At 53.0% G+C, this 13,550-nt stretch carries 12 protein-coding genes; 2 read left to right on the forward strand and 10 right to left on the reverse strand.

Annotated elements, in window-relative coordinates; all coding sequences use genetic code 11:
• Window positions 1-86: 86 nt before the first annotated feature.
• Window positions 87-953: a nitrilase-related carbon-nitrogen hydrolase gene (locus BC440_RS16230; protein ID WP_037988718.1), complete on the reverse strand. Its 867-nt coding sequence runs from the start codon at window positions 951-953 to the stop codon at window positions 87-89.
• Window positions 954-1,129: 176 nt separating this feature from the next.
• Window positions 1,130-2,461, reverse strand: coding sequence for an aspartate aminotransferase family protein (locus BC440_RS16235; RefSeq protein ID WP_071240577.1), 1,332 nt, complete (start codon window positions 2,459-2,461; stop codon window positions 1,130-1,132).
• 438 nt (window positions 2,462-2,899) lie between these two features.
• On the opposite strand from BC440_RS16235, the gene BC440_RS16240 reads away from it, so the two are divergent.
• Both BC440_RS16240 and BC440_RS16245 read left to right on the forward strand, forming a co-directional pair.
• On the forward strand, window positions 2,900-3,541 hold the full coding sequence (locus tag BC440_RS16240) for a TetR/AcrR family transcriptional regulator (RefSeq protein WP_037988647.1): 642 nt from the start codon (window positions 2,900-2,902) through the stop codon (window positions 3,539-3,541).
• Window positions 3,542-3,700: 159 nt separating this feature from the next.
• On the forward strand, window positions 3,701-4,471 hold the full coding sequence (locus BC440_RS16245; RefSeq protein ID WP_247643593.1) for a transporter substrate-binding domain-containing protein: 771 nt from the start codon (window positions 3,701-3,703) through the stop codon (window positions 4,469-4,471).
• A 64-nt stretch (window positions 4,472-4,535) separates the two neighbouring features.
• Here the strand turns inward: BC440_RS16245 and BC440_RS16250 are convergent, their stop codons facing one another.
• The 8 genes from BC440_RS16250 to BC440_RS16285 all read right to left on the reverse strand — a co-directional run bounded on the left by BC440_RS16250 (window position 4,536) and on the right by BC440_RS16285 (window position 13,527).
• Complete coding sequence (locus tag BC440_RS16250; protein WP_071240580.1) at window positions 4,536-5,813, reverse strand: Zn-dependent hydrolase; 1,278 nt, start codon at window positions 5,811-5,813, stop codon at window positions 4,536-4,538.
• A gap of 35 nt (window positions 5,814-5,848) precedes the next feature.
• Entirely contained in the window at window positions 5,849-7,126 is a 1,278-nt protein-coding gene (gene preA, locus BC440_RS16255) for an NAD-dependent dihydropyrimidine dehydrogenase subunit PreA (RefSeq protein ID WP_071240581.1), read from the reverse strand.
• Window positions 7,127-7,146: 20 nt separating this feature from the next.
• Window positions 7,147-8,511: an NAD(P)-dependent oxidoreductase gene (locus tag BC440_RS16260; RefSeq protein ID WP_071240582.1), complete on the reverse strand. Its 1,365-nt coding sequence runs from the start codon at window positions 8,509-8,511 to the stop codon at window positions 7,147-7,149.
• 379 nt (window positions 8,512-8,890) lie between these two features.
• Entirely contained in the window at window positions 8,891-9,727 is an 837-nt protein-coding gene (locus BC440_RS16265; RefSeq protein ID WP_007091548.1) for an ABC transporter permease subunit, read from the reverse strand.
• A gap of 49 nt (window positions 9,728-9,776) precedes the next feature.
• Window positions 9,777-10,847, reverse strand: coding sequence for an extracellular solute-binding protein (locus tag BC440_RS16270; protein ID WP_071240583.1), 1,071 nt, complete (start codon window positions 10,845-10,847; stop codon window positions 9,777-9,779).
• Window positions 10,848-10,882: 35 nt separating this feature from the next.
• Window positions 10,883-11,935, reverse strand: coding sequence for an ABC transporter ATP-binding protein (locus tag BC440_RS16275; RefSeq protein WP_071240584.1), 1,053 nt, complete (start codon window positions 11,933-11,935; stop codon window positions 10,883-10,885).
• Entirely contained in the window at window positions 11,932-12,780 is an 849-nt protein-coding gene (locus BC440_RS16280) for an ABC transporter permease subunit (RefSeq protein ID WP_247643594.1), read from the reverse strand. Before BC440_RS16280 ends, BC440_RS16275 begins: the two co-directional genes overlap by 4 nt.
• Before the next feature lie 93 nt (window positions 12,781-12,873).
• Window positions 12,874-13,527, reverse strand: coding sequence for a TIGR00725 family protein (locus tag BC440_RS16285; protein WP_063094638.1), 654 nt, complete (start codon window positions 13,525-13,527; stop codon window positions 12,874-12,876).
• Window positions 13,528-13,550 lie beyond the last annotated feature (23 nt).

Genomic DNA, 13,550 nt, shown 5'->3' on the forward strand with positions numbered 1-13,550 from the left:
TTTGCCCGGTCATTTGGCGCCGGAATATAAAATGTCGGTCAAAGCAAAACGGCGAGCGGGACACATGCTCCGTTCGCCGTTAAATCTCAGTTGCCGTCGGTCAGGCGGGTATAGGTCGAAGGCCGACGGTCGCGGAAAAACTGCCATGTGTTCCGCACTTCACGTACCATGGACATATCCATGTCATGCACGATCAGTTCGTCCTGATCGCGCGATGCTTCCTTTTCAATCACGCCACGCGGATTGACAAAATAGCTCTGGCCGTAAAACTCGCCAATGTTCCACGGCATTTCCCGGCCAACCCGGTTGATCGCCCCGATATAACATCCGTTGGCAACTGCCGATGCGGGTTGTTCCAGCTTCCACAGATGTTCCGAAAGTCCGGCCACGGTTGCCGACGGATTGACGATATATTCCGCACCATTTAACGCCAGCGCACGCCAGCCTTCCGGGAAGTGTCGGTCATAGCAGATATAAACGCCAAGCTTGCAATATTGGGTATCAAACACCGGCCAGTCCGAAACGCCGGGCTTGAAGAAAAACTTCTCCCAGAAACCGGCAACCTGCGGAATATGGGTTTTGCGATATTTGCCAAGATAGGTCCCGTCGGCATCAATCACGGCGGCGGTGTTGTAATACACACCGGTAATTTCCTGCTCGTAGATCGGAACGACGATGACCATTTTATGCTTTTTGGCCAGTTCGCACATCAACTGCGTGGTCGGGCCATTCGGGATTTCTTCGGCCGCGGCGTACCATTTCGCATCCTGGCTCGGACAGAAATAGGGTTGTGTGAAAACTTCCTGAAAACACAAAACCTGCACGCCCTGCCGCCCTGCCTCTTCGATATAGGGCAGATGCGCGTCGATCATGGCCTGACGAATTTCGTCTGGCGACTGTTCGGTTGAACCCTTAAGGCTCATCTGAATCAGTCCGCCTCTCAGCATAGACATCCGAGATACCTCCTTGATCTGATATGTGCCATATGCCGGCTTTTGCCGATCTTGTGGTTTGGTCCAGTTTGCGTCCCCAATTCCCATGATGGGACGCAAACCGGAAAATCGTGAAACGTAACGTCTCCTAAGGGCTTTCGCCCACCCTGTCCGCAGCGGAACAGGGGAAAAAATCCCTAGTCGATTTCTTTCAGCACATCGCGTAGCGTGCCAAACAGCTGATCGATATGTGATTTTTCAATGATCAGCGGCGGCGAAAGCGCAATGATATCGCCCGTCGTGCGGATCAGAATGCCCTTCTCGAACGCCTGCAGGAACGCGCTGAAGGCGCGCTTGGTCGGGAAACCTTCGATCCCTTCAAGCTCGATCGCGCCGATCAGGCCAAGGTTACGAATATCCTTGACCTTCGGCAGATCAATCAGGCTGTGAACCGCATCTTCCCAATATTGACCAAGTTCCTGCCCTCTGGTGTAAAGGCCGTCCTCTTCATAGGTCTCAAGCGTCGCAAGGCCCGCCGCACAGGCAACCGGATTGCCCGAATAGGTGTAACCATGGAAAAGCTCGATCATGTTTTCCGGGCCGGACATAAAGGTATCATGGATGTCGTCGGTCGCGAAAACAGCCCCCATCGGGATTGTCCCGTTGGTAAGCCCCTTTGCCGTTGTCACCAGATCCGGCTGAACACCGAAATAATCAACGGCAAACGGGGCACCAAGGCGACCAAAACCGGTAATGACTTCATCAAAGATCAGAAGAATACCATGCTTGGTGCAAATCTCGCGCAGGCGTTCCAGATAGCCTTTTGGCGGGATCAGAACACCGGTCGACCCAGCAACCGGTTCGACAATCACAGCAGCGATGGTCGACGGATCATGAAGCGCGCAAATACGTTCCAGATCATCGGCCAGAAACGCACCATGTTCCGGCTGGCCGCGGGTAACGCCGTTTTCGTCAGGCAGATAGGTGTGACGGATATGGTCAACCCCGCCCAGCATCTGGCCAAAGGTCTTGCGGTTGCCCGAAATACCACCAACCGAAATACCGCCAAAGTTAACACCGTGATAGCCGCGTTCACGACCGATCAAACGGGTCCGCTGCCCATCCCCGCGTGCCCGGTGATAGGCAATCGCGATTTTAAGTGCGGTTTCAACCGATTCAGAACCGGAATTGGTATAAAAAACATGGTTCAAATCGCCCGGCATAAGCTGCGCCAGACGGCTGGCAAGCTCGAACGCCTTGGGATGGCCCATCTGGAATGCCGGGGCATAATCCAGTTCGTCCATCTGTGCCTTGACCGCCTCGACGATCTTGGGACGCTTGTGACCTGCGTTGCAGCACCAAAGCCCAGCAGTACCGTCCAGAATCTGGCGGTTGTCATCGGTCTGGTAATACATGCCTTCCGCACTGACAAGCATGCGTGGGGCCTGCTTGAACTGGCGGTTTGCCGTAAACGGCATCCAGAATGCCGAAAGATCGTTCGGCCGGCTGATTTTCGTGGTGGCTGTCATAAAAAGGTCTCCCGTACCTTTCTTGTGCTTCCCTGACATCGTTCTGACGGACAAAATCCGTGACCAAACCAATGTCCGACTTTCATTTAATATCCATCACACCCCGGATGCGTGATATGTCACACACAGGGTGGTCAGAACTGCACCGCATGGCGGCACAGGAAAAAATCGTTAGCACGGGAATCTCCCATGCACTAGCGCTTTAAAGTCACCGGGAACTGGTTTCGAATTTTCGACTGCCAAATGCCATTTCAGCGACCCTGATTTTTGTTTACGGCACCGAATTTCTGTTTATCTTTCACCGGAGTTGTTCAAAATTCTGGACATACTCTGGTTGGTTCGGCGCGTATTTTAAACTTGCTTTTTAGTATCTAAAGTAGAGATTATTTTAACCTGACCAAACGGTCAAGATAAATGACGCAATTTCGGGGAACGTCGATGAGTGCAGTCAAATCCGGGCAAAACGGCGCACATAAAGCCGCCATTCGCCAGGAAAACGAAGAGCAAATTCTTGCCGCTGCCGAGCTGGTTTTTGCCGATTACGGCTTCAAGGGCGCAACCACCGCGCGGATTGCCGAAATTGCCAAGGTGCCCAAGGCCAATGTGCATTACTATTTCAGCACCAAGGAAGCCCTTTACCGACGGATCATGGAAGACATTTGCGATCATTGGCTTGAAGCGGCAATGACATTTGAAAACAGTTCCGACCCAGCCGAAATTCTGCGCGGCTATATCGAAGCCAAGATGGATCTGTCGCGTGCCCGCCCGCACGGTTCGCGCGTCTGGGCGCACGAAATCATCCGTGGTGCAAAGTTCTCGTCCGACTACATTTCAACCACAGTCAAAAACTGGCTTGATAGCCGCGTGGTGGTAATCAATCGCTGGATCACAGAAGGCAAGATGGACAAGGTCGAACCCTACTCGCTAATGTATATGATCTTTGCCACAACCCAGCATTACGCCGACTTTGCCCGTCAGATCGAAATCTTCAATAACGATCACCCGTTATCGGATACCCAATTCGCCGAGGCCAAGGAAAATGTCGTGCGCATCATCCTGAAAGGCGTCGGGCTGTCTTAAAGACAACCACCGCAACAAAGCTGCCTGCCCCACACTAACGAATAGTTGAAAAATATACCCATCCCCCAAATCTGAAATCGACAAACACTGATCTATTTTCAAACGGGGGCCAGCATGCATTTTCAACGCGTATTCATGTACGCGATCGGATTTGACATCATGCCTATGCTTATTCTGACGTGCATGGTCCTGTCCGCAATCTCTAATCATGCCCATGCCGCATCTGATACCTGCAAACAGATTGTCGTTGGTGGTGCGGCAGGATGGGAACCGATTTCTTACTTCGACAGCAATGGCCATGCACAAGGCATTTCGATTGATATCCTGCGTCGATACACGCAGGAAAACAATATCAGCCTGAAAGTACATTTTGAAATCCCGTGGAACCGATCGATCCAGATGCTCGAAGCCGGTGAAATAGATGTGATGGCAGGCGCCTATTCCACGGCCGAACGGGCGATGACTTTCATCTATTCCCTTCCGTATGCATCCGATGATGTCATGGTCTTTCAGCATGTTGACCGACAATTTTCCGTGCAAAACATAGAAAGCCTGATCGGTCACAGCGGTGCCCGTCCCCAAGGCGGAAGCTACGGCGATTTCATTGACCGGTATGCCAATGATCGGCTCGACATGATTTATTCACCAACCGGCAACCGCATATTCGATATCCTGATGAACGGGCGGGTCGACTATGTGTTGCTGGGGCGGTATGACGGCATGGCCAATGTCGCGATTGATGGTATCGAGCAACAGGTAATTGCCATTGAACCACCACTGGCAGTGAATGAAGTTCAATTCATGTTTTCGCGCAGCAGCCCGTGCGTTCCACACATCGCCCGGATCAACGACTTGATCACGGAACTGGACAGAAAAGGGCAACTTTCCGAATGGGTCGCCCTTCACCTGCCCAAATCCAACAGCAACTGACAAAAAAAGACCGGCACAAAGGCCGGTCCAGTCTGGAGTATTCAGGGGAGGTTCTCGATATCGCTTAAACCGACTGTGTCATGACCGTTTCATCGGCTTTGGCCAGAACGGCATGCAGCAAAACCTGCCCGCCTGCATCCGACCAATGCTTATAAACTTCTTCAATCTCGTTATGTGAAATGCCATCAACACACGGGATAAAGATCATCGCCGTCGGGGTCACTTGCGCCAGGTAGCACGCATCATGACCGGCACCCGACACAATCTCGCGAGCGGAATATCCGCCGATTTCGACAGCATTGCGGACTGCATCGACACAGGTTCTGTCAAACGGGACCGGGGCGTAATAGAAAATCTGTTCCAACTCGGTTTTCAGGCCGATGTCGGATGCGATTTTCTCCACTCCTTCGCGAAGCGCCTTATCCATATCGGCTAGGACCGCGTCGTCAGGATGTCGGAAATCAACAGTAAAGAACACCTCGCCCGGGATCACGTTGCGTGAATTGGGGTGAATCTGCATCATCCCAACCGTCGCACAGGCCAACGGGGAACGATCCAGACCGATCCTGTTGACCAGATCAACCACACGCGACGCACCCAACAATGCATCCTTGCGGGTTTTCATCGGCGTCGGGCCGGCATGGGCCTCAACACCGGTGAACTTGATTTCGTACCAGCGCTGCCCCTGTGCATCGGTGACAATGCCGATATCCTTGCCTTCATCTTCAAGGATCGGGCCCTGTTCGATATGGGCCTCGAAATACGCGCCCATCGGATGGGCGTCAATCGTGGCTTCGTGATCGCCAAGATAGCCGATGCGTTTCAATTCCTCGCCCATCGTCTTGCCATCGACATCAGCACGCGAATGGCCGTAATCAAGATCGAACACCTTGGCAAAAACGCCTGATGCCACCATTGCCGGGGCAAAGCGCGACCCTTCTTCGTTGGTCCAGCAAACGACTTCAAGCGGTGCTTCGGTTTCATATTTGGCTTCATTGAGCGTCCGGATCACTTCAAGTCCCGAAAGCACACCATAAACACCATCATATTTTCCACCCGTCGGCTGACTATCAAGGTGGCTTCCCATAACGACAGGGGGCAGTTCAGGATTACGACCTTCACGGCGAGCAAAGATATTGCCCATCTTGTCGATACGGATCGTGCATCCCTCGGCCTTGCACCATTTGATGAACAAATCGCGGCTTTCACGATCCAGATCGGTCAGCGCCAATCGGCAAACGCCATCCTTGGCAGTTTTGCCAATCTTTGCCATCTCCATCAGGCTGCCCCAAAGCCGGTCGCCATTGATCGACAGATTACGCACACTTGGTTGAACGGTCATGTAGATATCCTTTTGTCTGTCTTTCGGCTTTGGCGTTATTCGGCTGCCTGTCGCATCGGGTTTAACGGATGTTCCGGCCAGGTCATGTAAGGCTTGTCGGTTTTGACCGGCTCCATGGTGATGCAATCAGGGACCGGACAAATATGATAGCAAAGATTGCAACCAACACATTCCTCGTCGATGACAACAAACTCACGGTGCCCGTCTTCCTTGACATTCATCGCAATCGCCTGATGCGATGTATCCTCGCATGCAATATGGCAACGACCACATTCGATACAATTGTCGGGGTTGATCACCGCCTTGGTATCGAAATTCATGTTAAGCTCATTCCAATTCGCGACCTGCGGCACGGCCGCACGCGTGAACTGTTCGACACTGGTGTAACCCTTGTCATCCATCCACTGGCTCATGCCGTCGATCAGATCGTCAACGACCCTGAAGCCATAGATCATCGCGGCCGTGCAGACCTGCACCGCATTTGATCCCAGCGCCATGAATTCAACGGCGTCTTTCCATGTGGTAATGCCACCGATGCCGGAAATATGCAGATCGCGGGTTTCCGGCGTACGGGCAATTTCGGCGACCATGTTAAGGGCAATCGGCTTGACGGCCGACCCGCAGTAACCGCCATGCGTCCCCTTGCCATCAACCATCGGCTCGGGAACCATGCTGTCCAGATCGACCGAAATGATCGAGTTAACGGTGTTAATCAGCGACACGGCATCCGCCCCGCCTTTTAACGCGGCCTCCGCCGACCACAGGATATTGGTGATGTTTGGCGTCAGTTTGGTAAAGACCGGAATATCAACCGCATCCTTGACCCAGCGCGTGACCTGTTCGACCATTTCAGGAACCTGCCCGATGGCCGATCCCATGCCGCGTTCGCACATGCCGTGCGGGCAGCCAAGGTTAAGCTCGATCCCATGCACACCGCTTTCGGCGATCTGCTGTGCCAAATCCTTCCATGCCCGTTCTTCAATCGGGGCCATCATCGATCCGATAATCACATGATCGGGATATTCTTTACGGCATTCACGGATTTCCTGAAGGTTGACCGAAAGCGGCCTGTCGGAAATCAGTTCGATATTGTTGATACCAAGCAAACGGCGGTTCTGGTCATGATGCGCGCCATAGCGCGACGATACGTTAACCACCGGCGGGTCAATCCCCAGTGTCTTCCAGACAACGCCGCCCCATCCGGCTTCGAATGCGCGAACAACGTTGTATTTCTTGTCGGTCGGCGGTGCGGAGGCCAGCCAGAACGGGTTCAGTGAATTGATCCCGGCAATTTTGCAGCTTAGATCAGCCATTTTCTCTCTCCCTTTCTGGCTTATGCGGTTTTAAGGAACGCGTCGATGGCAATCGCGGCCTGCTTGCCGTCTTCGACCGATTGAACTGTCAGGTCCTCGCCACTTTTGATGCAATCCCCACCGGCAAAGATGCCAGAGGCGGTTGTCTGGTAATTTTCGTCGACCACGATCTTGCCACCGGCAATTTCCATCCCGGCAAGATCATCTGTTTTGATTTTCTGACCGATGGCCTTCAGAATCTGGTCGGCGCGGATTTCAAATTTCTCGCCGGTGCCGACAAGCTTGCCGTTCTGAAGTTCCGTTTTCTCGAACTCCATGCCGATCAGTTTGCCATTGGCCTTGATCGCCACCGGCTTGGCCCAGTGGCGCACGACCACGCCATTGATCTTGGCCAGTTCCTGTTCATATTCTGTGGCCGACATATGTTCAGCCCCGCGGCGATAGACCAATGTGACTTCGTCCGCGCCAAGGCGTTTGGCCTGGATCGCGGCATCAATTGCGGTGTTGCCACCGCCGATCACGATCACATTATTGCCAACCGGCATGTCGGATTTCGGCTCGGTCTGGCGAAGCTGCTCGATAAAGGCAATCGCGTCATCGACACCATCAAATGCCTCTCCCGGCAGGCCAAGTTCGTTGGTCGCGCCAAGCCCGACCCCAACAAACACCGCATCATATCCGTCGCGCAAAGCCTCAAGGCTGATGTCACGGCCAAGCGCCTTGCCATACTCAATCCGAATGCCGCCGATGCCCAAAAGGAATTCAACCTCTCGCTGGGCGAAATCATTGGTCATTTTGTACGCCGCAAGACCATATTCATTAAGCCCGCCCGGCTTCGCCTTGGCTTCAAACACAGTCACATCATGGCCCAGCATCGCCGCGCGATGCGCGCATGAAAGCCCCGCCGGACCGGCACCGACCACCGCGATCTGTTTACCGGTCAGGGGTGCCCGTTTGAACGGATGGGGCAATTCATTGCGCGCCATCAGGTGATCAACCGCAAAACGTTGCAGACTGCCGATTTCAACCGCGACATCTTCGGACACATTGCGCACACAGGATTGTTCGCACAGTACTTCTGTCGGGCAGGCACGCGCACAGGTGCCACCCATGATATTGGCCGACAGGATGGTTTTGGCTGCCCCATCAGGGTTGCCGGTGCTGATTTTACGGATGAAGCCCGGAATATCGATTGATGTCGGGCATGCCGCAACGCATGGCGCGTCATAGCAATACAGGCAGCGATTGCTTTCGGCCATGGCCTGCAAGGTGGAATAGGCCGGATGCAGATCGGAAAAACCGTCATCGGGATCATTATGGCCGATATGTCCCGAGCCGTGGATAGCACCTGATTTCGAAACTTGCTTGCCCTGCAAGATGGTCATGTTTTGTCTCCCTGCCAAAAAGGCGTCCTCTCCTGGCGTCAGCGAGAGACAAAACAAGAATGGCATTCTCAAAAAACCAGCCGCCCTTGGAAGCCTAAAAAAGCTTCGGATCGATTTATGGCGTATGCGGACGGGCGGGCCCGACCAACTCTGGGTCTTCAATCAATGACATTCTTGGCGTATCCGTCCGGCTTATTGCCGGACTGTTTCCCAGTATTCGATCTGTCGCGCCTTTTTTGAATTTCGGGTTATTCCCGGTTGATAGCGCGTACAGATGCCTCTCTCTGACCCATACAGCATGTCCAATCCTGATCATTTGGTCAAGATTAAAATTCAACACAGGATTGCAAGATGTGTGAGACATTAAAATCGCGCCTTGCTATGCATCCAGGCGCGCAGGCTTCTTTTCTGTAGTGACCGTTTCCGCGACCGAAATCACCAGTACACAAATCGACATCAAAACAACTGAAATCGCCGATGCAGCAGGCAAATCACTGCCCGTTTCCGCAATTTTGGAGTAGAGCACCAGAGGCAGGATATTTACTTGTGTCCCAACCAGAGCTAACGCCGTACCGTACGCACCAAACGCCACCGCCGATGTAAGACAGAATGCCGAGACAAAACCCGGTACAAGTTGGGGCACCAAAACATCAACATGCGCCCGAAAACCTGATGCCCCCATAGTCTTTGCCGCCTGAATCTGGCTTCGGTCGAAATTTATAAGTGGTGGCAACAAGATCATCACTACCCGCGGTATCAGATAGTATGAGTAGGCAAATCCCAAGCCGATTGGCGAGAAAATAAATCCGCCAACAACAGAAGGCTCAGCCCCGACTTCCGCCAAAAGCATTGTAACAAATCCCGCCCTGCCAAAGGTCAGAATAAATCCATAAGCAATAATCAGCCCGGAAAACGTCAGCGGCAACGAGATCAGAAACATCAAAGCTGAGCGAAACCGTTCTGATTTTTGCGACAGATGCAAAGAGACGAAATAGCCCACGATCAAAGAAAAGAGCGGTGCGGCCAATCCGATCACCAGACTGCCACGCAACCCGGCCCAGAAAACAGGATCGGAGGCGACCCTGCCATAGGCAGAGCCACCATCCGAGAGCGAGTCAGCAACCACGAAAACCAGCGGCAAAATGAAGAACGCACCGAGAAACACCGTTGCCGGTAATGCAAGCCAGAGCAACGTGCTCTTGTGACGTCCAACCATTATCTTCATTCTCCGCTTTTCAGGTCTTTTTATTGCGTTAGAAACTCAGTCAATCACCAAGAACGGCCTTGGACCAACCGGTATCAATATCCGCCTTCAGCGCAGTCGCCTTGACGATATCAATCGGGTGAATCTGAGGGGCGTCGGGCATTTTATCAGCCACTTCCGGAGACAGCTTGACACCCGGAACCGACGGACGGACATATCCTTCGGCAAAGGTGGCCTGGCCCTCATCTGTCATGATGTAGTTGAGCCAAAGCTTTGCAGACGAAGGGTTCGGACCGTTTTTAACCATGCTGATCGCATAAGGCGCAGCCGCCGATGCTTCTTTCGGGATGACGACATCAATGTCATCCCCCATGCCGTCCTTGTATTTCGCTTTCAAGCCATCATTTTCATATCCAATCCAGATCGGAATTTCGCCTTTGAGGAACTGCGCATAGGGCGTCGTCCCGACGGTGCGCAGGACATTGCCGCTGTTATGCAGACGCGCAAGGTAATCGATACCCGGCTGAATGTTATCCATATCGCCGTCGTTGCCAAATGCTGCACCAAAAACAACAACCTGCCCCTGACCAGTCGAGCGCGGATCAAGATAGACAATCGAATTCTTGTATTCGGATTTCAGAAGATCAGCCCAGCTTTCCGGCGTTTCTTTGACCAGCTTTTTGTTTACCAGAAATGCAATATTGAGCTTGTGAACGGTAAACCATTTTCCGTCTTTCTCACGAAGCTCATCCGGCAGCTTGTCAAAATTGACAGGCTCAAACGGCGCAACAACATCCTTGGCAACCGCATCAAGTGCAGAACCGGCAAAGTAATAGGCAGTATCGGCTTGCGGACGATTGCGCGACTTGTCCAGCGCAACAACAGTCGCAGCCGAGCCTAGATCGTTATAGACCATTTCAACCCCCGGATAGCGGGCCTTGAAATTCTTGAATTGTGATGACCAGTTTGCCCAGGTCGGCCCGGTATCAAATGATACAATAAGGCCTTCTTCCTGCGCTTTTTCATAAAGGGCCTGTTCACCATCATAAAGCTCAGGCCCGTCAAAGGCACTGGCGGTAAACGGCGCAAGAGATAGAGCAGCAACCAGCGCCGCCTTGAACTTGAAATTCATCGAATGTCTCCTTGAGGGGGGGATATCGGAATGGACTATGAGCGAAGAATCCGAACCTGGTCCGGAGCAATCGAGACACCCGCAACAGTGCCACGATATCCTGTTTCACCAGTTATGATCTGGTCTCCAAGGGCAATGTCGTATCGACGTACTGCGCCAAGGAACCTGTCCTGAACAAGATCACCTTGGAAATAATTGACGCTATGATGCGTCCCACCCTCTGCGGCGGAGGGCGCACTGATCACCGGCGTAACGGCTTCGGGGCGAACAAGCAGGGTCACGGATGCGCCGACTTGCCAATCCTCTGCGTTACAAACGACTTCGCCAAGCTCGGTCAATACCCGGTTGGGGCACAGCACTTTGCCCGGCCACAGATTGGCCTTGCCGACAAAGGCGGCGACTGTTTTATCAACCGGATTGTCGTAAAGATCACGCGGCGCGGCAAGCTGAAGCAAACTGCCTTCATGAATGACGGCGACCCTGTCTGCCATGGACAAGGCTTCTTCCTGATCGTGGGTAACCAAGATCGCAGCGATGTTGGCCGTGCGCTGGATATGGGTAATCAGATCACGCATCTCGCCACGCAAAGAAGCATCAAGCGCTGACAACGGTTCATCAAGCAAAAGCGCCTTTGGCTGATAGACAAGCGCACGTGCAAGCGCAACACGCTGCTGCTGCCCTCCAGAAAGGGTCGCGGGCAGGCGATCACCGGCATGAGCCAGACCGACCTCCTGCAAGGCTTTGCATGCGCGCTCAATTCGTTCATCGCGTGCAACACGGCGAAGCTGAAGCGGGTAGGCTATGTTTTCAAGCACCGTCATGTGCGGGAACAGGGCGTAGGACTGAAACACAATACCAAGATCACGATGCCGTGCAGCAACACCTTTCATATCCCGACCGCTGATCTCGATGCGTCCCTGCTGCGGGTCCATAAATCCGGCGAGAAGCTTCAAAAGCGTACTCTTCCCGGAACCGGAGGGACCGATCACCGCCAACAGTTCTCCGGTTTTGACATCAAAATTGATATCAGTAAGACCGCCTTTGCCATCCGCATAACGATAGGTGACATTTTCAAAACGGATGGTCATGGGCGTGCCTTTTGACGAAAATGTGAGAAATGCGCCCCGGCAGCACTGGCACATGCCGCCATCAAGGCAAGAAAGATCAAAACCACCGTGGCCGCACAAGCCAACCCGGTCGCACCATAAAATGCCTGCAACAGGACAACCGGATAGGTTCGCGAAAGAAAGCCCGCCACAAGGTTGGAAATCTGGAATTCACCAATGGAAATCGCTGTAACCATCATCAGACCGGACAAGAGGCTGTAGCGGAGTGAGGGAATAACGATATCGCGAAAACGCTGCCAGAAACCTGCACCAAGCGTTTCGGCAACCCTTTCCATTCCAGCAATACCAAGCCGATCCATATCCCCAAGGAGTGTTCCCACCAGATATGGCAGCGTCAACACCACATGCGCACAGACCAGAAGCCAGGTCGTACCGAGCCAAGGGGTATAATTGCTTGAAAATACGATAATAAATCCAAAGCCCAAGACAAGCTCAGGTACAGCAACGGGCAATAAGGTGAAAATACGCGCGGCCAGTCGAATGCCACGGTTAGCTGCCGAAAACACAGCGTAAGCAAACGGCACCCCAAGCAGAACGTTGATAACACATGTAGCAACAACGACCTGCAAACTGGTCAGAAAGGCTCGCTGAAAACTGGAATCCCCGGCGACCTCAAGGTACCAATCGAATGTCATACCGCTGGGCAGCAGGCTGTTGGTCCAGCTCGTGCCAAATGACCCTACCACCAACAGAAGAATCGGTGTCACCAGATACAAACAATATAAAAAAGTCACCAGACCCATAAAAAAATTCCAGAGTGGCAAGATTAGAAGGGAAACGATATCGCGGCCAAAAAAATGGCCCACCGAACATCGTCCGAGGGCCAAGCTATGCGAGTCTGAAAATTTACACAAATGTAAGTTTAATGACATTTGCGAACACAAAAATCGCCGCGCCTGTCAATTCACACCCAGCCCCAAAAATGCACTGGCGATCTTTGACAAAACAGCATCGACATCCTCGCAACGCACGACGCCGGGCACAACAGGCGCACTGGGCAGAGCGAAAACAGGACGATCATAATGCAGTCCATAAGCCATTTCCGTGATCGTGCCATATCCACCGCCCACAGCAATCAAAAGCCGTGCGGACCTTGCAATAACGGAATTACGCGTCGGACCAATACCGGTTGCCAACGGGATTGTGACATATGGATTTGCCGTCTCGAACTCATCACCGGGCAACAGACCAAGGACCAGGCCCCCCGCCTCATAAGCCCCGCGTGACGCGGCTTCCATAACACCAGTGCGCCCGCCAGTCAGCAGGGTATAGCCAATTTCAGCCAACCCCTTCCCAAGCGCTTCGGCATCCGCGCACTCAGCGTCACTAGCAATCTTTGCGCCAATGACCGCAACCGGAACCTGACGCACTTTTTGATTCTGAAACAACCAGCGCACAGCCTCTTGTGGGGTAACCGCCTGTAAGTTCACCTCGGATATCGCAACCAAACCGGCGACCTCATAGTCCCGAGCTTTCCAGCAAAGTGTCCAAGGATCAAATACTTTGCCCGCACAGCGCAGGACAGAGTTTCCCGTATCAATATGCAATTGCATGTTGCAATATCCTTTTTCCATCG

This window comes from Thalassospira sp. MIT1004 (assembly GCF_001858545.1).
Taxonomy (GTDB): domain Bacteria; phylum Pseudomonadota; class Alphaproteobacteria; order Rhodospirillales; family Thalassospiraceae; genus Thalassospira; species Thalassospira xiamenensis.